Here is a 21,294-nt window from a genome sequence, read left to right as displayed (position 1 = left end):
TGCCCCTGGCAGTGGATGTGGATGTGGAAACGGTGTTGGGTGAGGCGGACCCGGGCTCTCCCCGCACCGTCGGCACGGCTCCGTTCCCGCACCTCGTGGGCTGTGGCACGGATGCTCGGGCCGCGCGGGACGGTCGGCGCTCCGGTCGTCGGCGCGGACGATGCGGTCCGGGTGGTGGTGCGGTACCGCGATCGCTGACGCGGGCTCGCTCTGGCCTTACGAGGATGCTGGTGCCCAGGGTCGCGGTGCGTTCGCGGGGTGCCGGTCGGTCATGTCCGTTCGACGAGGGCAGGCCGAGATCCGCCTACCGGCCCGTGGTCGCACTGCGCGAACGGCTGTCAGTCCCTCCGCGCCAGTGGGGAGTTGACCGGCCGCGCGAACAGGGCCTGGACGGTGTCGGTGGCCAGATCGAGCAGCCAGGCGTGGGCGCGGTCGTTGTCGTGGCGCCGGTGCCACACCAGGTACAGCGGGATGGCGGGCATCTTGAGCGGCAAGGGCAGGGTGACCAGGCCGAGCTGGTCCCGGGCTGCGCGGGTGACCGCGTCCGGAACGGTGAGCACGAGGTCAGTGTCGGGGGCGAGTTGCAGCGCGAAGGCGGCGGTGGGCCCGGCCACGACGACGCGGCGTTCGTATCCGCCCGTGGTCAGGGCGTCGTCGACCGGGTCGCGCAGGCGTCCGCGCCGCGAGACGGTGAGGTGTTCGGCGGCCGCGTAGCGCTCGAGGCTCAACGGGCCCTCGGTGAGTGCGTGGCCGGCTCGGACGGCGACGACGAGCTGATCGCGGCCGACGAGGCGGTGGCGGATGTCGGGGAGCGTCGGCAGGCTGGAGCTGGATTCGAGGTCGACCTCACCCCGTCGTAGCTCGGGGGAGTCCGTGCCGGATTCGGCGGGCAGCCGCAGCCGGACGCCGGGGGCTTGGCGGTGGATCGCTGCGAGCAGGTCCGCGCCGCAGGCGGCGGTCAGGGCGTCGTGCCAGCGCAGGGTGAACACCCGCTCCAGGGAGGCCAGGTCGAGTTCCTGCTGCGTGGACAGAAGGTGCTGTGCCTGCTGGACGAGGGCATGGACCTGGGCGCGGATGGCCAGCGCGCGAGGGGTGGGGACCATGCTGCGGCCGGTGCGGACCAGGATCTGGTCACCCGTGGCTTTGCGGATGCGGCCCAGGGAGCGGCTCATCGCCGGCGCCGTGACGTGGAGGCGGGCCGCGGCGCCGCCGACGCTGCCCTCTTCGAGCAGTGCGTCCAATGCCGTGAGCAGATTCAGATCCAGTTGCATGCGAGTAAGTCTACGAGTGAAAAGCATGCACTTGTTGTTAACGGTGAGGCGTCCTACCTTCGAGGTGCGGGGCGAGACGAGCCGCAACCGCCGCAACCGCATCGACCGAATCCGGGGAGAGCACCATGAGCACAGCCATGCCTTTCGACGCCGGCACGACGCTGATGTCCGACGTGACAGCCGCAGTGGAGACCGCCGGCCTGACGCTGCGCGAGCGCTACACCCCGTACGCGCGGGGCGTGAGCCTGAGCGAGGTCGTCGACGAGATCCACGCCAACGACGACGCGGTGCTGGGAGTGCTCCGGGAGCCGCTCTCGCGGGCACGGCCCGGATCGCAGTGGGCCGAGGACGAGCTGGCCGGGGGCGCGCTCCCGCCCGGCGAGTGGTGGGTCGTCGACCCAGCCGAGGGCAACATCAACCACGTCCACGGCATGCCCGACTGGGCCGTCACCGCCACCCTGGTCAGCGACAACCGGCCGGTCCTCACCGTCGTACACCTGCCGCTGACCGGCGACACCTACACCGCCGTAGCCGACGGCGGTGCCCGCCTCAACGGCCGACCCCTGCGGGTGTCCGCCAAGACCGACCTGGGCGCCGCGCTCATCGGCACCGGACAGGCCAGGCCCGGCGAGGACGAGCGCACCTTCCGCCGGATCGGTGACTCGGTCGCCGCCATGCTCACAGCCGGTCTCGTCGTACGCGTGTCCGTTCCCGCCACGATGGAGCTCATCCACGTCGCCGCTGGACGCATGGACGCGTTCTGGCAGTTCTCCGACGTCCGCTCCGGTCTGGTGGCCGGCGCCCTGCTGGTGGCCGAGGCCGGAGGCGTCGTCACCGACCTGGCGGGTGCGCCCTGGAGCACGGGCAGCCGCGACTTCCTGGCCGCCGCGCCCGGCATCCACGCCGCCACCCTCAAGGTCCACGCGTCGATCGCCTGACCACGCAGTCGCCTGACCACACACAGCGGCCCCCACTCTCGATTCCCCAGGCGACACACCAAGGAGCATCACCTCATGACCACCATCGGCATCCTGGGCGCCGGCCGCGTCGGCCGGAACCTCGCCCAAAAACTCGCAATGAGCGGACACCACGTCGTCCTCGGCCGCCGGAGCACGCGGGACGAGACCACACCGCCCGTGGGCGGCGTCGGCCCCCGCGTCTCCTCTGCCGACCAGCGCACCACCGCCCGCACCGCGGACCTCGTGATCAACGCGACGCCCGGTGACAGCGCCCTGGAGCGCCTCACCGACCTGCGCGCCGAACTCGCCGGAAAGGTCCTCATCGACGTTTCCAACGCGACCCGTGACACCGGCGACGGCCTGCCCGGCGACCTGTGCTATCCAGGCAGCAGCCTTGCCGAGCAACTCCAGTCCGCTCTGCCCGACACCCGTGTGGTCAAGACCCTCAACACCATGCTGTACGTGGTCATGACCGCTCCCGAAACCCTGACCACCCCGCCGACCGCCTACGTCTCGGGCGACGACGAGCGGGCGAAGAAGACCGTCACCGGCCTGCTCGGCGACCTCGGCTGGCAGCCCGCATGGATCGAGGACCTCGGCGACATCACCACCGCACGCGCCACCGAGGCCATGGTCCTGGTGGTACCCCACATCCTGCGCCGCCGCGGCTTCCAGCCCTTCGCCGTCTCTCTCGCCCGCTGACCTCCCACGGTGCTCGGCCCCGCCACGCCGGAGCCGGCCCGGACGAGGAGGCCGGCCCGCTCGCAGGGAGCCCGGACATCGTCTTTACCGGCGTGCGATGAGTTTCGGTCCCGCCGCCGGTATGTACTGACGAGCTCGCCGGATACCCCGGGCGAACCGGTCACAAGGGAGAAGAACCGATGTCAGACAGTCGTGCGGAAGACGTGGCCGCGATCAGGGCCGTACTGGTCGACTCCTACAAGGCGTGGGAAGCCGGCGACGCCGACGGCATGGTCGCCAACTACACCGAGGACGCGACCGCCATCATGACGGGCTCGCTCCGCGACAGCCGTGAGGTGATCCGCAAGAACATGGCCCTGAGCTTCGAGGGGCCGCTCAAGGGCACCTCGACCGTCAACAAGCAGCTCGGCATGCGCTTCGTCGGGAGGGACGGCGCGATCGTCGTCAGTGAATCCGGCATCCTGTTCGCCGGCCAGACCGAGGTGGCGGAGACGGGGAAGGTGAACGTGACCTGGGTCCTCGAGAAGCGGGGCGGCCAGTGGCTGATCGCGGCCTATCACAACAGCCCGGTGCTGGCGCCTGGACAGTAGGCCGCAGCCGCGCCGCGTGGCGTACCGCCGTCCGGCCGAGCAGTGGTGCGGCTCGGCCGGACGGCGGTCAGGTGAGGTGAGGGCAGGGCAGAGCAGGGCAGGGCAGAGGACTTTCCATCCCTGGTACCGGTTCCCCCTTCGCGGGGTGCTTCGCGAAGCGGCCAGCACTCCAGCCACCCCACTGCGCGCCAGCCCCGGCCGGGCTGTCGTCCCCAGCGCGAGGGCCGGGGCAGGAGGGCCGGTGGCCCGCACTGCGGACCGGATGACGGTCACAGATGTGAGCCGCTGCGACGCCCTCGTACGAGCGCGGCCAGGCGGGTCAGCAACGGCTCTTGAAGCGTTCCGAGGCCCCGTGTGGCGGGACCCTGCCGCGCCCCAAGGGACAGGGGAGGGAGTCGACTAGTTCGTGAAACGCCAAGTGACGTTGATCGGGTCCTCGCTCTGGGGGGAAAGTGCCTCGAACGCGCCCTTCGACAGTTCGAGACCTTGGCCTGCCGCGCCCGGGCTCTCGTCAAGGACCGTCGCGGTGATGGACTTTCCCTTGTACGTGATTTTGACTTTCTTTCCGCAGGTGGGGCTCGGAAATCCAGAACCAAACATGGCGGAGTTGAGCGCGACGACGAAATCGCTGGGACGACTGACCTTGCCGCACGCCCCCCGGCCGACGTCGTAGTACGCCGCCTTTCCGTGGTAGTCATGCGGCGGCAGTTTCGCTGTCGTGCTCGGCGCCGGTGTCTGGGACGGTCCCGACGTCTTGCTCGGTGCCGGGGGTGCGGGCGGTGTCGGCGGTGTGGTCGTGCTGCCCGGTTCCGCGGGTGGCGTGGTTGTGCTGCCCGGTTCCGGAGTGGCGGTGGAACTGGGCGTCCCCGTGAGAGTGGGGGCGGCGGTCCCTGGCTGCCCTGTGGCGCTCGACGCGGGCATGGCCAGGCCGGTGTCCTCCGAGGCGGAGGCGTTGGCGATGGTGACCGCGGCAGCGGAACCGACGGCCAGTACCGCGGCTGCCGCGGTGAAGGCGATTCTTGCTCTCATCGTTCCCTCTATGAATGACGCATTCCGGACGACGTGTATTCGGGGGTCCGTTGCAGGTAATCCGCGCGCGGCGTTTCCTCGCCGCCACGCCGCCGCGACGCCGGCCGCTGTGGGCCGGTGATCGCAGCGGACCCATGGTGACGAATCCCGCTAACACTCCACTAACGTTCGCCACGGGCCGTGAACGGCCTGCCCGGCCTGCTCGGCGGGCGCGGCGGGCGTCGGGGTGCACGGGCCCCACGCGGACATCAGCATGAAACGGTGCTACGGCCTGGCTGCCCAGGAAGTCAGCTCGGCCACCGCACGGCCCGCTTGGCCGTTCCAGGCCTCCCGAGGCCTGGCGGGCAAGGGGGGAGAGCGGGCCGTTCACCGTGCACACCATGCCGCGGCGGATCTCGCCACGGCCGTGGCCGGTGTCACGTGCCGGTGGTGCCAGGCCTTTCCCGCCCCCCCTGGGGCGCGTCATCCGTCCGCGCTGTCATCGGACTCCCAGCGCAGCAGGTCGCCCGGCTGGCACTCGAGCACCTCGCAGAGTGGGGCGAGCGTCGCGAAGCGCACGGCCTTGGCGCGGCCGTTCTTGAGTACCGCCAGGTTGGCGGGCGTGATCCCTACGCGGTCCGCGAGCTCGCCCACGGACATCTTCCGCCTGGCCAGCATCACGTCGATGTCGACGGCGATCGGCATCAGATCACCTCGTCCAACTCGTCCTGCATCTGGGCCGCTTCGACGTCGCGCGCGACGGCCAGGGCGAGCAGCATCCGCAGGACGAGCACGATGAGGGCGACCCCCATGATGGCCACGCCGATCCCGGCCATGATGACGGTGACGCCCGGGTCTTCCCGCTGGCCCGGCGCGTTGAGGCCGTGACCGTGAACCACACGAGGGCCACCGCCGCGATCGCGCCGATCACGATGTCCACGTACCGGAAGGCGGCGTGGGAGAACACGGTTCCGCGTCGCACCATCGCCACCAGCCGCCATACGCAGACCAAGGCGACCTGGACCGACACCACGCCCAGGATCGTGACCACGCGCAGCGGGGTCAGCGGGAGCGACCCGTCCTCCGGGTCGGTGGCCAGGGCCCACACCATCGACGCCTGTACGAACACGGTGCCGGTCAGCACCACCACGAGCACGGCGCGCAGCGCACGCACGGTCAGCTTTCCTATAACCCATCCTTCCATCGAGTTGCGATGGAAATCTATCGAATGTCGATAGATGAAGCAGGAGCGGGGACAGAGGGCTGGGACAGAGGGCGGGCGGCGCTTTCGCACCGTGGCGGAACGCCGCCGCCCCCTCCCGCGGCTCGGCGTGCGCGCGAGCCGTCGTGATCTCGTCGAAGTCGACCTCGTTCGAGCGCGCACCGGACGCCGGTCGACTCCGCCGAGGCCCTCGGCGTCAGGACGACGCGTCCTTGGTGGCCTTCTCCCGCGCTGTGCGGTCGCGCCGGTCCGTGAGCCGCAGTTCCGCGTTGCCGTGCGGACCCGGACTGTCGGCCCCTCGGAGTGCGCCGTCGTCGGTGTGCACCAGTCGGCGCCGCCGGTCGACCGCGACGACGCGGACGCCGAGCCGCACCACCGTGCCGAGCGGCGGTTCGGGCAGCCGCAGGGCCCGCGCGGGCGGCGAGCCGTCCAGCACGGCCGTCAACAGGGGCCGGTTGCAGGCCGGTTCCCTCTCCGCACCGAGGACGGTCGCCGGGCGGGGCGGCCCGTGATGGCCGAGGCGATCGACCAGCCGGTGCGCCGCGGGCCCGTAGCCGACGACCACGGTCCCCGCCTCTGCCCCAGCCCTCCGTCTCCCGGCCCCTCCGTCGGCGGGGCGGGTCGATGGGCCGCCTCCAGATGTACCGCGCACACCTTGAACTCGGGCATCCCGCTCCGGGGTCGAGCGCGGCGTGGGTGAACAGGTTGGCCCGGGCCGCGCCGGGGATGTGGAACGGCACGAAGACGGTGTCGGTCCACAGCCGGGCTCCAGTGGTACTGACGCCTTCGCGCCGCCGCGGGCGGAGACGATCCGGGCGAGCTGCCCGTCGGCCAGCCGGGCCCCCGCCGCGGTGTCGGGGCGCACCTGCACGAAGGGCTCCGGGGGCGGCGTCCATCAGCTCGGCGACGCGCCGGGTCTGTGCGCCGGTCTGGTAATGGCCCAGTGCGCGGCCGGTCGTCGCGTACAACGGGTACCGGCCACAGGGGCGTTCGGTGATCCCGCGCGCCCGCCCGAACGGCCCACCCGTGCGACCGCCGCGGGCGCTGGTGGGCGCCGGAACCCTCATGGGGCTCCCGTTTGACCGACTGCGCGGGGAGAGGCGCGAGGAGAGGCGGGAGGAGCTACGCCACGCGCCGCTTCGGTGAAGTCCGGGCGTGGTACGACCAGGTTCTCGTACGCCCACACGGGAACCCCGAAAGCCCACAGTGCGTGCAAGGGAACGAATCCGATCAGCGGTGCCAGACACGCTGTGTATCCGGCTCTGGTAGCCCACCCCGGCGGCGTTGTCGTCTCGGTCGACTGTGTCATGTAACCCTCGCTCGCCCGCGTTGTCATGGCGTACACGACGGTGCCGCGTGTTCCGTACCGACCACATCAGGGGGAATGATGGTCGTGCTCCCCCGAACGGGTAGTGCGACACCCCTTCCCCTCTGCCAGCTGCCCGTCGTGGCCGCGCCGGCCCACGGTCTCGTGTGTTCACCAGAGGAGGAGGCCGGAGAGCAGCGAGGATCCCCATCGGGGCCCGGCCCGTAGGGTCGAGCGTCACCTTGGCGACCGGGCCTACGCCGCGCCGCCGGCCCGGTACAGCTCCTGGGCGCGGTCGACGTCTACGGGCCCGTCCTCGGGCAGGTGCAGGAAATAGCCGAGCTGCCATGCCTGCGCCAGGGCGGCCTGGCGGTTGGTGGTGGTCACCCAGGGCGGGTACACGCGAAAGGCCCGCTTCCCGCCGCGCCCGTCCACCGCCACCACTCCGTGCCGCCGGAGCGCGTCCATGGGAAAGACGAACTGCCCGAAGTGGTGCGGGTCGCGAGCGCTGATCACGAAGAGGTCGATGGCATCGGTGCTGTCGAACGGCTGGATGGGGCCGCCCGCGGACCTCTTCCACACGGTGACGAACTGCCCCACCTTGGTGGGCGTCACCTTGGCCACCCGGAACCGGACGGTCAGCCCGCCGACGCTGAATCCGTGGGCGGCGTACGCGGAGCTCTCGGCCTCGGCCACCGGACGCGAACAGGCGAACCCGCAGGGATCGTAGAGCAGCGCCTTCGCCGCGAGCAGGTCGCCGTGCACGACGTCATCGTCCGCCCATGCCGCGACTTCGGTGGCCGGGTGATCGGCTGGTTCCCCACGATGCGTCGTCATCCGCCCACTGTGCCACGGGTGAGTGCGTGGCCCCGCCCCGGCGTCGGGCGGCGGCCCCGGGGCCGCCATGGAGCCCGTGCGCCGCCGCAGCGGCGTGGTGCCAAGAGGTACTCAACGCCGCGCCAGGGCGCTGGAGTTGGTGTAGTGCGGCAGGATCGTGCGGAAGAGCAGCGAGTACTGGGGATGGCTCGCCGGTTCCATGCCGTGCGCCGAGGCCGTGCGGAACCGGAGCACGTCCCCGTCGTGGAGCGCCGTCGTGGTGACGTCGGCGCCGCGGCCCTCGATCCAGCGGGCTTCGCCGAGGCTGACCGTGACGCCCCACTCGTCGAAGCAGGCCGGGTCCACGTGCTGCTCGATGCCCACGCCCGCGTCGCACTCGACGAGCAGCCCGGAATTCCAGCGGGGGAGGTACCGCAGGCCCAACTCCTGTACGAGCGAATCGTCCAGACCGGGTATCAGCTCCGGTTCCGCGGTGTCGATGCCCAGTCCGTACCAGCACTCGCGCCGGCCGGCCGCGATCGGTACGTCGATCAGGACGGCCAGCGGCTGGGCCTCGGCCCAGGCGCGCAGGCGGGGCAGGCGGTCGCCGAGGTTGTCGATGATCTCGGGCACGGGGGTCTCCGATCGGTTCACCTGGCGGGGCCGGCGGCGGTCGCGTCATCGGCCCCGCCAGGACGGGGTGCGGCGGGCCGGGTCGGACTCCGCGGTAGCCGCCCCCGAGGGGTCCTGCCCTGCTCGAGAAGCGTGCGCCGTGGCTCTAACCCGGCCCTAACACGGTCCTAAAGGTCCACTAACGCGTGACCGTGGGCTCCGCCGGCTCAGCCGGTTCGCGACGTACGCACGCGTCCACACGGCGCAGGAGCAGTACGGCCTCCGACTGTACGGCCAGCTCGCACGCCCGCTGGAAGAGGGCCCGGGAGCGCCCGGGGTCGCCGGCCGCGGTGCAGGCCTCCGTCGGCTCGGTCAGCGCCGTCGCCAGCTCGATCCTGGCCTCGCTCTGTTCCAGGAAGCCCACGGCTCTTTCCAGGGGTGCCACGCGTTGCTGGCCGGGGGGCATCGCGCCAGGTCATGCCCAGAGGCCGCGGCGCCCCCATCGCCCGGCGGCGTCCAGGGCTTCCTCGGCGAGCGCCCGGGCCCGCTCGTGCCCGTCGGGCCGATGAGGGCGTACGTGTAGAGGGCGACCAGCGGCGCCGAGGGCGTGGTGTCGACCAGCACCCACCAGGACCGGTTCGAGCGGCGTGCGGGGGTGTGGAAAGTGATCGACCGGGCCTCGGACATCTACCTCAACCGGCCGGCGGCGCTGTTTCAGCCGTACGTCGACCCGCAGGACGAGCTGTTCATCTCCTCCTGACCCCGGGAATTTAGCTCTGGGGTCCTCGGTTACCACGCATGGATAATCCAAGATTCAACTAATAGGGAGCGGGAAGAATGAGCGGGATGCAGTTCGGCATCTTCACCGTGGGTGACCTGACCGAGGACCCCATGACCGGCACGACGGACACCGAGCACGACCGCATCAAGGCCATGGTCACCATCGCCCTCCACGCGGAGCAGGCCGGTCTCGACGTGTTCGCCACCGGTGAGCACCACAACCCGCCGTTCGTCCCCTCCTCACCGACCACGATGCTCGGGTGGATCGCCGCCAGGACCCAGAAGCTCCTGCTGTCGACATCCACGACCCTGGTCACCACCAACGACCCGGTGAAGATCGCCGAGGACTACGCCATGCTCCAGCACCTGGCCGACGGCCGCGTGGACCTGATGATGGGGCGCGGCAACACCGGGCCGGTCTACCCCTGGTTCGGTAAGGACGTCCGGGACGGCATCGACCTGGCGCTGGAGAACTACGAGCTGCTGCACCAGCTGTGGCGCCGGGACTCGGTGGACTGGGAGGGCAAGTTCCGTACACCGCTCCAGTCGTTCACCTCGACTCCGCGTCCGCTGGACGGAGTCGCTCCCTTCGTCTGGCACGGCTCCATCCGCTCCCCGGAGATCGCCGAACAGGCCGCGTTCTACGGCGACGGGTTCTTCCACAACAACATCTTCTGGCCCGAGGAGCACACCCGGAAGATGGTCCGGCTCTACCGTCGCCGCTACGCCCACTACGGCCACGGCACCGAGGAGCAGGCGATCGTCGGCCTCGGCGGTCACGTGTTCATGCGCGCCAACAGCCAGGACTCGATCCGCGAGTTCCGCCCGTACTTCGACCGTGCCCCGGTCTACGGCAACGGCCCGTCGCTGGAGGACTTCACGCGAGAGACGCCGCTCACCGTCGGCTCGCCCCAACAGGTCATCGAGCGGACCCTGTCGTTCCGCGCATACGCGGGTGACTACCAGCGCCAGCTGTTCCTCGTGGACCACGCCGGTCTGCCGCTGAAGACCGTACTGGAGCAGATCGACCTCCTCGGCGAGCACGTCGTACCGGTCCTGCGCAAGGAGTTCGCCATCGGCCGGCCCGTCGGCGTCCCGGACGCGCCCACACACGCCTCGCTCGTCGCGCCGCGCGACGCCAAGGCGCCCGCCACACCCTGACCGCCGGCCCCTAGCCTCCTCGCTTCCCCCCTTCCCCCTTTCGCCCAGGAAAGCGGACCCACCATGAGCACGCTGCGACTGGTCGCAGTCACGGCCGGCCTGAGCCGGCCCTCCTCGACCCGCCTGCTGACCGACCGCCTGACCGGGGCGGCAAAACGGCACCTCGCCGGCCGGGGCGTCACGGCGGAGGTGGAGACGGTCGAACTACGTGACCTCGCCGTCGACATCGCCACGGCCATGACCACCGGCTTCCCCGTCGGACGGCTGCGGGACGCCCTGGACGCGGTCGCCGGCGCCGACGGCGTGATAGCCGTGACGCCGGTCTTCACCGCGTCCTACAGCGGGCTGTTCAAGTCGTTCTTCGACATCCTCGACAAGGAGGCCCTGACCGGAACGCCGGTCGTCATCGCCGCGACCGGCGGCACCGCCCGGCACTCCCTCGCCCTGGAACACGCACTGCGCCCCCTCTTCGCGTACCTGCGGGCACTCGTCGTCCCGACCGCCGTCTACGCGGCGTCCGAGGACTGGGGCAACACCGACGGCCTCGTATCCCGCATCGAGCGCGCGGCCGGTGAGCTCGCCGACCAGCTGTCCGGGGGCCGCGGGCAGAAGCGCGCGACGGCCGACGCATTCGAGGACGTCACGCCCTTCGGGGACAGGCTGGCGGCCCTGTACGGGGAATGACGTCACCACCCGCTCGGCGCGCTGCGGCAGCTGTGTCGCGCGTCACCGCCGACCACCGTCAGCACCGTACGCGGCCGCGCCCGCGTGGGGGAGTGGATGTGCTCGGCGCGGGCGCGGGATCCGTTTACGCGGGCAGGAAGAACCCGGTGATGTCGGCCAGACGGCCCTCGCGGTGGAGCGCGGTACTCACGCCCGCCATGGCGGGTTCGCCCTGCTCGCCGAGCTGGGTCCAGCGTGCGAGCGACCGGTCGTGGTGGTCGAGTACCTCGTCGATGCGGAACCGGTGCCCCGGGAAGGCGCCGGCGAATCCGCTCATGTAGGCGGCCAGCTCGGTCAGGCCGCCGACCTCCGTGCCCGGGTCCCGGTAGGCGACGTCGTCGACCGCGACCGTGCCGAGCGCGGCGAGCCGGTCGCCGGGGTGGGCCGACCAGCACGCCGCGTAGTTCTCCCAGAGCTGCTGTGAGTCACTCATCGCTGTCCCTCTTTCTCGGGGCCGATCGACGCCATCGCGCCGTCGGTGATCGTGTGCAGTTTCGTAAGGGGCGTGCCGGCCCGGACCAGCACCAACAGGCCCTGGTAGAGCGCCAGGAGGTGGGCTGCCGACATCTCGACGTCCAGATCCGCTGGCAGCAGGCCCAGGGCGCGGGCGCGCGTCAGGGCTTCGGCCAAGCCCGCCTCGATCGTCTCCAGCCCCCGGCGGACCGCGTCGGCGGCCTGCGGAACGGTGAAGGACTCCACGGCGGTGTTGGTGAGCAGACAGCCCGGATCGGGATCGGTGCCGGTCTCGAACGCCGAGGTGAAGAACGACCGGATGCCCGCCACGGGGTCTGCCGAGTCCAGGAGGTGGTCCTGGACCCGACCTCGGACGACCTGGTCGTTATAAGCGTCCAGGGCGGCGCGGAACAGGCCGTCCTTGCTTTCGAAGACCCGGTACAGGCTGCCCGGATGCAGCCCGGTCGCCTCCTCGATGTCCCGCAATGAGGCGCCGAGGTACCCCTGGCGGCGGAACAGCCGCATGGCTGAGGCCAGGACCTCTGCGTGGTCCCAGAGCTGTCTGCGGCCCACGGCCACCTCCATAGTTGAACGATCGCTCACAAAAAATAGCACGCGCGCGGGCTCACCTCAACGATCATCCGGCGGCCGAACGAACCAGCCCAGTTCTCTTGTCCCAAGGCCCAGGCGGTTGTTCACGCCGCTTGCCGCCCCCCACTTGCTCGGCCCGGCGGCCCGGCGCCCGGCGGACGACCCTGGGCAGGCGGGAGCCCCCTGCGCGCCCGCCGTATTCGTGCGGGCGCGCAGGGGGTCCTTTCACTCGATCAAGCCCGGGTCCGCCGCCTTACGGCCCGGTGACCTCCGCTTCGTAAGCGAGCTCGCGGGTGGGGGTGGCCATCGGCTCGACGAACCGTGCGTCCAGCCGATCCGGCACCGCTTCGGGCGGGGCGAGAGGCCGGCCGGGTGCGGGCCGCGGCCGGTCCGAGCGGTAGAGCAGGGCCATGGCGGACAGGACGGCGGCAAGGCAGGCCGCGATCATCGAGGCGCTCGACGGCAGGGGCAGGAGGGCGCCTCCCGCGCCGCCGAAGAGGTTGAGCTCCGTCACGGATGCGAGGGCGTGGATCGACACGAGTCCGACCGCGGTCACGACCGTGGCGGACCACACCCAGGTGCGGTCCCGCACCGTCACCAGCACACCCAGGGCCAGACCCGCGCCCGCCAAGCCCAGCAGGAGCCAGGCCACCAGGCCGCCGTGAACGAGGAAGCGGGAGAGGTCGCGCGGCAGGTACAGGAGCGCGGAGAGGACCAGGGCCACCGCTATGGGCCACCGCAGGCCCCGGTCGGTCAGACTCCCCGAGGCGCCCGTGCCCGGAGCCCCCCGCGACGAGCGGTCGGCGCGCTGCAGGAAGCCTCGTGACGGGACTCGGCGCTCCGGTTCTGCTCCATGCCCCCGGCCGGGTTCGGTCTCCGCCGCGCAGGGAGGCTGAGACGCGAAGGGGGCCTGGGGCTGGAACATCCGCTCCGACGGAGGCTGGAGTTCCGGTTGGGACTCCGACGAGCCGTGGCGCTGCGGTTCGTCATCCCTGGCGAGGAGTACGGCGAGAGAGATGACGTCCTTGATGGGACGGCTGACCGCGGCGGCTCGCAAGGCCTGGTCCGCCGCGTCGGGAACCTGCCCGGACTGCCGCAGGAGCGTCACCAGGTCGGCTACCTCGTCCACGGACCGGCAGGTCACCGCCGTTTCCAGCAGGGTGTGCAGGCAGTCGGCGCTGCCGACGGCCGGCGCCACCTCACCCGGGTCGCCGCCCACATCCGGCGGCGGGGAAGTGGGAGGTGTGCAGGAGGGCGGGAGTGGTGCGGGTTGCGGGGCCGCGGCGCCCCGGACCTGTGCCCGTTCGTCCCCGGCGTCGGTCTCGGTCTCGGTCTCGGTTCCGGCCTGGGGTATGGCGTGGTCACTCATGGATCGCTCCGTCTGATTGCCGCCTCGGCGGCCATGCCGCTACAAGCCCACGCGTGTCGCAGCATGCAAGGGGGTGCTTACACCTAGTAAGAATGCGCGACATCGGAGGACCTCACCACGCGGAGCGGGCAAACGAGTCAGGCCCTCGTCCGCTTGCGGCTCTCAGGTCCGCGTGCCGGGCCCTGTACGTCATGAGGAAGCGGGGCTCGCGTCGCTCCTACCGGGCAGGGGTGGACTCGGCAGGGACCGTCCCTCCGGCGGCTTCAGGCGGACAGGGCGGCGATCCACGATGCTCGACCTGCCCCGCGCCGAGATCGGTGCCCCATCGTGCGAGGAGCAGCGCGGGCGCGGCGAGCGTTGTTGCCGGTTCGGCATGCCGGTGCTGGGCGGTCTGCCTCACGCGTCCCGGCGTTCCTCACGCTCCAGGGGCCGCGACGACCGGGCCGGGTGCCGCCCCGGTCCAGGAAGACCTCCCCGGCCTCGTCACGGCTGCCGAACAGCTCATCGGCCGCGGAAACAGGTCCTCAAAGACGGCTCGGGCGGCGCTCGCGCGGTGAGCGCGGGCACCGCCCGGAGCGATGTCGAGGGCGAGGAAAGCGAGAGAACTTGATATCAGAGGAGTTTGAGAAGGAAGCCCTCTCATGGCCTCGCCTTGGGCAACGCTAGCACTCAGCCCGGGATCACGTCGCGGAGATTTTGAAGGGTGATGACGCGGGAGGCCGGGTGCAGCCCCTCGGGACGTTCCAGACCGATGTACGTCACGGGCTCGTCCGGGGCCGCCCCGCCGTCCCACAGGTCCACAGTGGAAGATGCTCTACGAGTCCGCCGCACGGGCCGACGAGGTGCTGTGCCTGAACGTAGAAGACCTGTACCCGCAGGACAAGCGCGGCAGGATCACCGCCAAGGGCGGGGCCACGGAGTGGATTCACTGGCAGTCCGGCACCGCCCAGCTCCTGCCCCGCCTCATCGCCCGCCGCACCCGCGGCCCGCTGTTCCTCACCGACCGCAAGGCCCCCGCCGGAACGCCGACGCTCGACGTGTGCCCTGAGACCGGCCGGGCGCGGCTCTCCTACCGCCGGGCCGAGGAAATTTTCGAGGAGAACACCCGGCTGCTGGCCAACCCGCTCGCCTCACCTGAGGCCATCGCGGACCTGGACGGCTGGACACTCCACCGGCTCCGTCACAGTGCCCTCACACACGACGCCGAGAACGGCACCTCGACCCCGATGCTGCTGGCACGCTCCCGCCACGCCTCCGTCCGCTCCTTGGAGCGGTACGCCCGCCCCGGCGTCGATGCGGTCGCCCGGCACGTAGCCGAGCGAGACCCCGCCGCCCGCCGCAGAGGTTGAGCCTCCGGAACCTACCGATGAGTTACTTGCTCCCTGGTGTCCGAGCTAGGACTACTGGGCCTATTCCGCCAGTTTCCCACCCCACTACGGGGACCCCAGCCCGCGGAAGACCTCCGAGCCAAGTCCCGGCACAAGCGCCTGGCGACTCTGGGTCACTACCTCAAGCTCGGTGAGGAGACCTCCGCCCGCGTCACCGACAAGAACGACGAGCACAACCGCCGCCGCCCACGCCGGCCTCACCCAGCGGGCGTGCAGGCGGCTACGGAACCAACACATGGCCCGATGGAGATCCGTGGTCTCTCGGAGGGCTCGACAGGACGGGCTGCGGTCAATGGGCGTGGCCGTGGGCGCCTGCCGTCGGCTTCCTCCAGTCGATGCCGTGTCGACGGGCCGCCGCGAGAGCTGTGGGCACGCCTTCCGAGTAGGGCTCGCCGTGGCCGGGCAGCAGCGTCGTGGCTGTGATTCCGGCCAGAGAGGTCAGGCTGTCCAATGCCTGTTCGGGGTCGTCGTTGAGGGTGCCGGGCATGATCCCGACGCCACGACGGCCGGTGACGACGTCGAGGGTCACCAGGGCGTCTCCCGTGATCAGGACATCGCGGTCGGCGAGCAGCAGGCAGCTGCTGCCCGGACTGTGGCCGGGCGTGTGGATCGCCCGAGGCGATCCCGGTATGTCCAGGCGCAGGCCGTCGGCGTAGGACTCGGCATGCAGGATCGGTGGGACGGTGAACAGGCCCGCGCGTCCCCAGTTCACGGTGAGGGCAAAGACGTGAGGTTTCCACACGTTTCGTCGAATACGGCGGGGAGGGATGTGGAGTCCGGCGCCTTTGGCCTGAGCCTCGTCGTCCGGGTGTACGTGCACCGGCCGGCCGGTGGCGTCGGAAAGCCGGCGGATGATGCCCAGGTGATCGGCGTGTCCATGGGTGAGCACGATGGCCCGAACCGCCTCCAGACCTTGCCCCCGCTTCTTCAGCCAGTCCATCAGTGCGGGCCAGTGATCGGGCATACCGCCGTCCACGACAGTCAGCGCGCCCTCCTGCTCGATGACGTACCAGTTGACATGGCCGTCTCCGAAACGGAACACCCCACGGGCGACCTCGATACCGACCTGACGAAGTCTCTGCATCTGGAAGCACCCCTCCTTGACGGCTTCCATCATGGAAGCCGCTAGGCTGAGGACATGCGTTCGCCCCTCGCCCTCGACAACTGTCCCGCCGCCCGAGCACTGGACGTGATCGGCGAACGATGGGCGCTCCTGGTGGTGCGTGAAGCCCTCGGTGGAGCCCGCCGGTTCGACGAATTCCGCGATCGGTTGCGGATGAGCGAGAACACGCTCGCCCGACGGCTGGCGGAGTTGACCGCCGCGGGCGTCCTCATGCGCACGCAGTACAGCCTCAAACCCGCCCGCTTCGAGTACCTCCTCACCGAAAGGGGGCGCGCCTTGGTACCGGTGCTCGCAGCCTTGGTCGCCTGGGGAAACGAGTGGACTGATCCCGATCCCGATCTGCCGGGGCCGCCCGCGCGACCGAGCTGGCTCGATGAAAGCGCCCCAGGCGTCGCCGAGCGGACGAAGTGATCGTCTGTGTCGAGACGCGAGCGTCCAATGGTCGCTCTGGATGGTGACGGCGAGGGCCGGAGTACGCCGTTCCGGATGAGCGTGGCGATGTGATGGGTGCAGGTGGGCTGATCTCCGAGGTGCCGAAGGCGCGGTGACCATGTCTTGATCGGCAAACGGCCCTCCCGTTGTCGTTGGTCGCGAAGCCGGGAGGGCCGTTCGGGTGCGCCCGGAGGCGAAACGGGGCGGCGCTGCTACGCTCCCGCTGTATCCGGGCCGCCGCGCTGGCCCGCGAGAGCGGCTGCGCCGCGTCGTTCAAGGTGCTCCGCGCCGCGCTTGAGTCCTCAACTCGCGCCCGGAGCCCTTCATGCCTGCCGACCACTCCCGCAAGACGGCCGCGGCGGCGCCGGACATCAGGTCGATCAAATAGCGCACCGTCAGATGCTCGCGCTCCACGACGGCGCGCACCACTTTGGACACCGACAGCTGGTTCTCCTCGACCCGGTTGGCCGACGAAATGCCCTTCAGATACAAGTGCAGCCACTTCGCGCACCACTGGCCGTCGTCCTCGCGCCGGAACACCAGCGGCAGCGCCACTCGACCCCCACCGCGAAGCTCCGACTTCATCCGCACCGTACGCGGCTCGAACGGCCGGCCCTTCTGTTCACCGTCGCGCAGCATGAAACCGAAGAACGACTCCTCGACCTCCTCGAAGCCCTCGCCGGCGTAGATGTTGACCTGCGGAACGATGAACGTGCTGCGCACGCGGTCCAGGGACAGGTCGATGAATTCCGAGGCTCTGTCGGGAGCCGAGGTGACATCGCCCGAGTGCTCACCCCCGACAGCCTTGAGGGAGGTGTAGGAGAGCCAGCAGTCGGCGCTGTAGTCGGCGTGGAGGAGCAGCGCGGAGAGGTCGTAATCGGTCCGGCTCTCGGCCTCCTTCCAGTACACGAAGAAACGGAGCTGTTCGCCGTCCACCGCCGAGAGCGAGCCTCGCGGCAGTACGCCGAGCCCGGCCGCGCTCGCCCTGCCGCTGAGCGGGAGCGCCACGTCGAGGACGGCGGGGTCGAGCAGCAGCCGACCCGGCGCCGGGAGCCTGCGGCGCACCTCGGCGTCGAGGGCGGCGATCAGTCGATCGCGGTCGGCGATGGGGAGGGGCGACCGCAGGTCAGGGGTGACCCAGCCGCGTCCCCGGCGGTTGATGAAGACCCGGGGTTCGTCGGACTCCCGATCCCGGTTCTGGACGTGCTCGCGGACCGAGAGCACGACGCGGCCGGAGACCTCGGGAGCGGCCCGTACCGCGGCGGACACCACCGCGTCCCGCTCCTCCTGGCCGGCGGCGATACGCAGCAGGAGGTCCAGGGTGCGGAACAGCTTGCCGGGAGCGGACGTCAGCAACCGCACCGCACCGAGGATGTCGAACTCGTCGAGCAGCTTCTCGACACGGCTGTCGAAGGACCGCGCCTCCTTCTCGCCCCGAGCTACGGCGAACACATCGGCGGCGTGCGGCCAGCGTGGGTACTCGTGCGGGTGCAGGCGCTCGCCGAGCCGCTTGAAGGGCTCGCGGTGCGCGTGCACATCGGCCAGCTTGGCGGGGTTCGCCGCGACCACGGCGTCGAGGCCCGCGAGCAGCGCACGGCGGGCAGGCCGCGAGAGCGCGCGGAACCGGGTCCGCTCTCGCAGCGTCACATCGCCGCCCGACAACGCGCAGGCCAGCCGCAGCACATCGGTGACGGTGTCCAGCAGGAGGTCCGCGCCGACAGCGAGGCGGGCCTCGTTGACGACCGCCCGGTTCTCCCGGACCGGGATCGACTCCGGCTGGGGCCCCGGCGCGCACCGCTCGGCGAGGGCCTTGAGGTCGCGCAGGTGGTCCTCGCCCAGCGGCGTCGTGCTGCCCGCCAACGCCCTGTACAGGTCGCTGAGTTCGTCGTCCAGCTCCCGCCCGAGATGCAGGACGGTCACCCGGTCGCCTGCCGAGGCGATCAGCTCGTCCTGCGCCGCGAGCATCTCCTCGTAGGTGTGCTGGTAGCGGCCGTACGCGGGGAGGCTGAGCAGGTTCAGTACCCCGTCGGCCAGCTGTGACAGCACGTCCTCGCGCGACTCGTCGTCACCGAGCGCCTTCGTCACACACCGCATCCAGAACTCTTCGGTGTCCGGCACGTTCGCCGGGAAGTCGATGAAGTACGAGTTGTGCCGGGCGTGGTCGCCCACCATCTCGCTCACGGTGCGCAGGGTCCACTCGGCGATGTGCACGACCGCGTCCTCGGCCTGCCCCGACAGCCGCTCCAGCAGCTCCGCCGAAAGCTTGAAGCCCACGGACGACAGCGCCGCGTCGAACTGTCGTGCCGCGGTGCCTCCGTCTCCGGCAGGGGTCTGGGGGAGGGGAAGGCGGTGGGTGTGCCGGATGACCAGCGATTCGAGACGGTGCGTCATTCGGGGATGATCGCAGAGGTGTGCGAGCCGGCGCACAGGAGTTTCCTCGTGCGCGCTCCGGCGTCGCGAGCACCCCTGCCACAGCCGGGTGAGCGCCCCGCATCGCACCGCGACCCCGCGCGGAAGAGTCGGAGTGTGAGAACCATACGCCCAGAATTCAGATGTGCGCCCCCGCGCTTCCCTTATGTGGAATACCGTACTCCGAGCGAGGAAATGGAATTTCAAATTCCGGCACCGCGGGACGTGGGATGGTGATCTGGCCCACGTCGCGTGGCGCGCGTTGACTCCATTGGCGTTCGAGTGATTCTATACGTTCGGCTCCAGGGGTTGCCCTCCCCTTGTCGTTCGCCATGCCTTTCTTTGGGAGAAGTGAGGCACATCCAGCCGGGCAGTTACGATTTTTCCGTGGAGTGGGGGACTTCCGCGGGCGACGGGCTTTTTTAGGGTTCGTTTTCCTTTTCCTGTACGGCGGCTTTCACCTCCACGTTGACACATGTTTCGGGAATCTCCCGAACCGACGACTAGGACAGTGATGAAGGCACGTAAGACCATGCTCCGTACGGCTGGCGCGGCCATGGGCGCGGGCGCCCTGGCGTGGCTCGCCGTTGTCGGCGGCGCGGCCGGCGGGGCTGCTTCGGACGGCGTCGCATTGAAGGCGGTCGTCGACGAAGGCCCTGGTTACGCGATCGAGGACTTCGGCTATCCGAACGCCGACAAGATCCTCGCGGAGCAGCACATCACGCTGAAGCGCGGCGACGGTCACATCACGCTGGCCGACTGCGCGAGCGCACCCGACCTGCTGGAGGTCTGGTCCCGCACGAACGACAAGATCTGCTTCCGCGTCACCGGCGCCACGGGTTACCTGACCCTGGAGATACCCGCGGTCTTCGCGGTCAAGGGAAACAGCTACTCGGCCCAGGTCGACATGACCACGGGTGCCGAGGAGAAGAAGTTCGACGTGAACAAGAACGCCTGGACACCGGTCGGCGAGAGCGCCGACGACCAGGGCCGCGACTTCATGCTCATGGAAATCCGCACGGCCAAGTAACACCCGCGCAGTACCAGGCAGCGACTCTGGAGATAACGACTCCGGTGCCAGCGCACCGGATCCGGAATTCTGTCCACCATGAGGCCGGCAGGGCGCGCGGTAGTTCTCCACGGCCGGTGAAATTGCCCGGAGACGGACTCTCGGCCGATTTCCCACGCACCTGCTCAACCGAAGGAACACACATGTCCTTTTCCCGTCCGCGCACACAGCGGATCAGCGGCCTGCTCGTCTCCGCCATAGCGGTCTCGGCCGGCTTGGTCACCTCGTCCCCCGCCGCCGCTGTCACCGGCCCGGAAGCCGCCGCCGGACTCCGTACGTCCGTGGTGAAGCTGAACATCGGCGACGAGGCCAACTCCCGTTCGTGCAGCGGAGTCCTGGTCGACCTGACATGGATCGCCACCGCCGCCAGTTGCTTCGCGTCCACCCCGGGCACGCCGGTCCCGGGCGGCAAGCCCGCACTGAAGACCACCGCCACCTTCAGTGACGGCAAGGCCGTCGAGGTCATCGACCTGGTGCCCCGTACCGACCGTGACCTGGTCCTCGCGCGGCTCGCGGCCCCCGCGGTCGGCGTCGCGGGCATCACGCGCGCCACTGCCGCCGCGGCCACTGGAACAGAGCTGACCGCCGTCGGGTTCGGCCGCACCAAGACCGAATGGGTGCCGGACAAGCCGCACGCCGGCACCTTCACCCTCGGCACCGTCGACCCCACTGCGTACGCCATCACCGGCAAGGGCGCTGACGTTCTCTGCAAGGGCGACACCGGCGGGCCGCTCCTGAACGCCGCGGGTGAACTGATCGGCATCAACTCCCGCTCCTGGCAGGGCGGCTGCCTTGGCGCCCCCGCGGCCGAGGCGCGTACGGGCGCCATCTCCGCCCGCACCGACGACCTCTCCCCCTGGATAGAGGACACGGTCCGCACGGCCACGCAGCGCGATCTGAACGGTGACGGCCGGTCCGATGCCGCGATGGTCTACCACCATGCCGACGGTTCGATCGGGTTCTACACGTCGTTGGGTGACTCGGCTGGTGGCTTTGGTGACTTCACGCTGGGGTACAAGGTTCCGGTGGGTAGTTGGGACCGGGCTTCGATGAAGCTGGTTTCGGGTGACTTCAATGGTGACCGTCGTGCTGACCTGGGCATGATGTATCGCTTCGGTGATGGGTCGATCAAGATGTTCACCGGTTTGGCTGATGCGGCTGGTCACATCCAGCCGTTCACCGCGAGCGCGGCGGTTCCGGCTTCTGCGCACTGGGACTGGAACGCGATCGAGCTCCAGGCCGGGGACGCCAATGGTGACGGCCGGTCGGACGCGATCATGACGTACCACTACGCTGACGGTTCGATCGGG

At 70.2% G+C, this 21,294-nt stretch carries 23 protein-coding genes and 1 pseudogene; 10 read left to right on the top strand and 14 right to left on the bottom strand.

Annotation, left to right across the window (positions count from 1 at the left end; genetic code table 11):
- Nucleotides 1-338: 338 nt before the first annotated feature.
- Nucleotides 339-1,271 (bottom strand): LysR family transcriptional regulator, encoded by a 933-nt coding sequence (locus tag QMF80_RS31710; RefSeq protein WP_283459571.1) that lies wholly within the window; start codon nucleotides 1,269-1,271, stop codon nucleotides 339-341.
- A gap of 125 nt (nucleotides 1,272-1,396) precedes the next feature.
- On the opposite strand from QMF80_RS31710, the gene QMF80_RS31705 reads away from it, so the two are divergent.
- From QMF80_RS31705 to QMF80_RS31695, 3 genes are all read left to right on the top strand, one after another.
- Nucleotides 1,397-2,209, top strand: coding sequence for an inositol monophosphatase family protein (locus QMF80_RS31705; RefSeq protein ID WP_283459569.1), 813 nt, complete (start codon nucleotides 1,397-1,399; stop codon nucleotides 2,207-2,209).
- Between the two features lie 75 nt (nucleotides 2,210-2,284).
- Nucleotides 2,285-2,932, top strand: coding sequence for an NADPH-dependent F420 reductase (locus QMF80_RS31700; RefSeq protein WP_283459567.1), 648 nt, complete (start codon nucleotides 2,285-2,287; stop codon nucleotides 2,930-2,932).
- Between the two features lie 179 nt (nucleotides 2,933-3,111).
- Nucleotides 3,112-3,522, top strand: coding sequence for an SgcJ/EcaC family oxidoreductase (locus tag QMF80_RS31695; protein ID WP_283459565.1), 411 nt, complete (start codon nucleotides 3,112-3,114; stop codon nucleotides 3,520-3,522).
- A 399-nt stretch (nucleotides 3,523-3,921) separates the two neighbouring features.
- Here QMF80_RS31695 and QMF80_RS31690 read toward each other — a convergent pair whose 3' ends face one another.
- The 7 genes and pseudogenes from QMF80_RS31690 to QMF80_RS31660 all read right to left on the bottom strand — a co-directional run bounded on the left by QMF80_RS31690 (nucleotide 3,922) and on the right by QMF80_RS31660 (nucleotide 8,910).
- Entirely contained in the window at nucleotides 3,922-4,551 is a 630-nt protein-coding gene (locus tag QMF80_RS31690; protein ID WP_283459564.1) for a hypothetical protein, read from the bottom strand.
- A 462-nt stretch (nucleotides 4,552-5,013) separates the two neighbouring features.
- Nucleotides 5,014-5,235 carry a helix-turn-helix domain-containing protein gene (locus QMF80_RS31685; protein WP_283459562.1) on the bottom strand — a complete coding sequence of 74 codons (222 nt, stop codon included), beginning with the start codon at nucleotides 5,233-5,235 and terminating at the stop codon, nucleotides 5,014-5,016.
- Nucleotides 5,235-5,719: pseudogene (locus QMF80_RS31680) on the bottom strand (DUF2975 domain-containing protein). Before QMF80_RS31680 ends, QMF80_RS31685 begins: the two are co-directional and overlap by 1 nt.
- Before the next feature lie 229 nt (nucleotides 5,720-5,948).
- Nucleotides 5,949-6,317 carry a hypothetical protein gene (locus tag QMF80_RS31675; protein ID WP_283459560.1) on the bottom strand — a complete coding sequence of 123 codons (369 nt, stop codon included), beginning with the start codon at nucleotides 6,315-6,317 and terminating at the stop codon, nucleotides 5,949-5,951.
- Between the two features lie 996 nt (nucleotides 6,318-7,313).
- Entirely contained in the window at nucleotides 7,314-7,895 is a 582-nt protein-coding gene (locus QMF80_RS31670) for a MepB family protein (RefSeq protein ID WP_283459558.1), read from the bottom strand.
- 111 nt (nucleotides 7,896-8,006) lie between these two features.
- Nucleotides 8,007-8,507 (bottom strand): hypothetical protein, encoded by a 501-nt coding sequence (locus QMF80_RS31665; RefSeq protein ID WP_283459556.1) that lies wholly within the window; start codon nucleotides 8,505-8,507, stop codon nucleotides 8,007-8,009.
- Nucleotides 8,508-8,685: 178 nt separating this feature from the next.
- Nucleotides 8,686-8,910: a hypothetical protein gene (locus QMF80_RS31660; RefSeq protein WP_283459555.1), complete on the bottom strand. Its 225-nt coding sequence runs from the start codon at nucleotides 8,908-8,910 to the stop codon at nucleotides 8,686-8,688.
- A 186-nt stretch (nucleotides 8,911-9,096) separates the two neighbouring features.
- Here QMF80_RS31660 and QMF80_RS31655 point away from each other — a divergent pair, with 186 nt between their 5' ends.
- From QMF80_RS31655 to QMF80_RS31645, 3 genes are all read left to right on the top strand, one after another.
- Entirely contained in the window at nucleotides 9,097-9,246 is a 150-nt protein-coding gene (locus QMF80_RS31655; protein ID WP_283459553.1) for a hypothetical protein, read from the top strand.
- A gap of 86 nt (nucleotides 9,247-9,332) precedes the next feature.
- The gene (locus QMF80_RS31650) at nucleotides 9,333-10,427 is read left to right on the top strand and encodes an LLM class flavin-dependent oxidoreductase (protein ID WP_283459586.1); all 1,095 of its coding nucleotides are present in this window, start codon (nucleotides 9,333-9,335) and stop codon (nucleotides 10,425-10,427) included.
- Between the two features lie 63 nt (nucleotides 10,428-10,490).
- Nucleotides 10,491-11,111, top strand: coding sequence for an FMN reductase (locus QMF80_RS31645; protein WP_283459551.1), 621 nt, complete (start codon nucleotides 10,491-10,493; stop codon nucleotides 11,109-11,111).
- A 124-nt stretch (nucleotides 11,112-11,235) separates the two neighbouring features.
- Here QMF80_RS31645 and QMF80_RS31640 read toward each other — a convergent pair whose 3' ends face one another.
- The 4 genes from QMF80_RS31640 to QMF80_RS31625 all read right to left on the bottom strand — a co-directional run bounded on the left by QMF80_RS31640 (nucleotide 11,236) and on the right by QMF80_RS31625 (nucleotide 14,364).
- Complete coding sequence (locus tag QMF80_RS31640; protein ID WP_283459549.1) at nucleotides 11,236-11,583, bottom strand: nuclear transport factor 2 family protein; 348 nt, start codon at nucleotides 11,581-11,583, stop codon at nucleotides 11,236-11,238.
- On the bottom strand, nucleotides 11,580-12,176 hold the full coding sequence (locus tag QMF80_RS31635) for a TetR/AcrR family transcriptional regulator (RefSeq protein WP_283459547.1): 597 nt from the start codon (nucleotides 12,174-12,176) through the stop codon (nucleotides 11,580-11,582). Before QMF80_RS31635 ends, QMF80_RS31640 begins: the two co-directional genes overlap by 4 nt.
- A 271-nt stretch (nucleotides 12,177-12,447) precedes the next feature.
- On the bottom strand, nucleotides 12,448-13,563 hold the full coding sequence (locus tag QMF80_RS31630) for a hypothetical protein (protein WP_283459546.1): 1,116 nt from the start codon (nucleotides 13,561-13,563) through the stop codon (nucleotides 12,448-12,450).
- A 669-nt stretch (nucleotides 13,564-14,232) separates the two neighbouring features.
- Nucleotides 14,233-14,364, bottom strand: a complete 132-nt coding sequence (locus QMF80_RS31625; RefSeq protein ID WP_283459544.1) for a DNA-3-methyladenine glycosylase — start codon at nucleotides 14,362-14,364, stop codon at nucleotides 14,233-14,235.
- An 8-nt stretch (nucleotides 14,365-14,372) separates the two neighbouring features.
- Here QMF80_RS31625 and QMF80_RS31620 point away from each other — a divergent pair, with 8 nt between their 5' ends.
- Nucleotides 14,373-14,912: a site-specific integrase gene (locus QMF80_RS31620; RefSeq protein ID WP_283459542.1), complete on the top strand. Its 540-nt coding sequence runs from the start codon at nucleotides 14,373-14,375 to the stop codon at nucleotides 14,910-14,912.
- 328 nt (nucleotides 14,913-15,240) lie between these two features.
- Here the strand turns inward: QMF80_RS31620 and QMF80_RS31615 are convergent, their stop codons facing one another.
- Nucleotides 15,241-16,068 carry an MBL fold metallo-hydrolase gene (locus QMF80_RS31615; protein WP_283459541.1) on the bottom strand — a complete coding sequence of 276 codons (828 nt, stop codon included), beginning with the start codon at nucleotides 16,066-16,068 and terminating at the stop codon, nucleotides 15,241-15,243.
- A 21-nt stretch (nucleotides 16,069-16,089) separates the two neighbouring features.
- On the opposite strand from QMF80_RS31615, the gene QMF80_RS31610 reads away from it, so the two are divergent.
- Complete coding sequence (locus QMF80_RS31610) at nucleotides 16,090-16,485, top strand: winged helix-turn-helix transcriptional regulator (protein ID WP_267758615.1); 396 nt, start codon at nucleotides 16,090-16,092, stop codon at nucleotides 16,483-16,485.
- A gap of 294 nt (nucleotides 16,486-16,779) precedes the next feature.
- Here QMF80_RS31610 and QMF80_RS31605 read toward each other — a convergent pair whose 3' ends face one another.
- Nucleotides 16,780-18,897 (bottom strand): TerD family protein, encoded by a 2,118-nt coding sequence (locus tag QMF80_RS31605; RefSeq protein WP_283459537.1) that lies wholly within the window; start codon nucleotides 18,895-18,897, stop codon nucleotides 16,780-16,782.
- A 532-nt stretch (nucleotides 18,898-19,429) separates the two neighbouring features.
- Here QMF80_RS31605 and QMF80_RS31600 point away from each other — a divergent pair.
- The gene (locus QMF80_RS31600) at nucleotides 19,430-19,945 is read left to right on the top strand and encodes a hypothetical protein (RefSeq protein WP_283459535.1); all 516 of its coding nucleotides are present in this window, start codon (nucleotides 19,430-19,432) and stop codon (nucleotides 19,943-19,945) included.
- Nucleotides 19,946-20,127: 182 nt separating this feature from the next.
- Nucleotides 20,128-21,294, top strand: a 1,167-nt coding sequence (locus tag QMF80_RS31595; RefSeq protein ID WP_283459533.1) for a trypsin-like serine protease, incomplete at its 3' end; no start/stop codon positions are given.

Source organism: Streptomyces sp. G-G2 (genome assembly GCF_030063135.1).
Classification (GTDB): domain Bacteria; phylum Actinomycetota; class Actinomycetes; order Streptomycetales; family Streptomycetaceae; genus Streptomyces.
This window is presented reverse-complemented; position numbering and strand designations above follow the sequence as displayed.

Excerpts from the sequence above, each read along its gene's own strand:
- QMF80_RS31610 (WP_267758615.1), top strand. The coding sequence starts at position 16,090 with ATGCGTTCGCCCCTCGCCCTCGACAACTGTCCCGCCGCCCGAGCACTG.
- QMF80_RS31710 (WP_283459571.1), bottom strand. The coding sequence starts at position 1,271 with ATGCAACTGGATCTGAATCTGCTCACGGCATTGGACGCACTGCTCGAA.
- QMF80_RS31650 (WP_283459586.1), top strand. The coding sequence starts at position 9,333 with ATGCAGTTCGGCATCTTCACCGTGGGTGACCTGACCGAGGACCCCATG.
- QMF80_RS31605 (WP_283459537.1), bottom strand. The coding sequence starts at position 18,897 with ATGACGCACCGTCTCGAATCGCTGGTCATCCGGCACACCCACCGCCTT.
- QMF80_RS31620 (WP_283459542.1), top strand. The coding sequence starts at position 14,373 with ATGCTCTACGAGTCCGCCGCACGGGCCGACGAGGTGCTGTGCCTGAAC.
- QMF80_RS31600 (WP_283459535.1), top strand. The coding sequence starts at position 19,430 with ATGAAGGCACGTAAGACCATGCTCCGTACGGCTGGCGCGGCCATGGGC.
- QMF80_RS31670 (WP_283459558.1), bottom strand. The coding sequence starts at position 7,895 with ATGACGACGCATCGTGGGGAACCAGCCGATCACCCGGCCACCGAAGTC.
- QMF80_RS31705 (WP_283459569.1), top strand. The coding sequence starts at position 1,397 with ATGAGCACAGCCATGCCTTTCGACGCCGGCACGACGCTGATGTCCGAC.
- QMF80_RS31645 (WP_283459551.1), top strand. The coding sequence starts at position 10,491 with ATGAGCACGCTGCGACTGGTCGCAGTCACGGCCGGCCTGAGCCGGCCC.
- QMF80_RS31630 (WP_283459546.1), bottom strand. The coding sequence starts at position 13,563 with ATGAGTGACCACGCCATACCCCAGGCCGGAACCGAGACCGAGACCGAG.
- QMF80_RS31695 (WP_283459565.1), top strand. The coding sequence starts at position 3,112 with ATGTCAGACAGTCGTGCGGAAGACGTGGCCGCGATCAGGGCCGTACTG.
- QMF80_RS31640 (WP_283459549.1), bottom strand. The coding sequence starts at position 11,583 with ATGAGTGACTCACAGCAGCTCTGGGAGAACTACGCGGCGTGCTGGTCG.
- QMF80_RS31700 (WP_283459567.1), top strand. The coding sequence starts at position 2,285 with ATGACCACCATCGGCATCCTGGGCGCCGGCCGCGTCGGCCGGAACCTC.
- QMF80_RS31685 (WP_283459562.1), bottom strand. The coding sequence starts at position 5,235 with ATGCCGATCGCCGTCGACATCGACGTGATGCTGGCCAGGCGGAAGATG.
- QMF80_RS31690 (WP_283459564.1), bottom strand. The coding sequence starts at position 4,551 with ATGAGAGCAAGAATCGCCTTCACCGCGGCAGCCGCGGTACTGGCCGTC.
- QMF80_RS31615 (WP_283459541.1), bottom strand. The coding sequence starts at position 16,068 with ATGATGGAAGCCGTCAAGGAGGGGTGCTTCCAGATGCAGAGACTTCGT.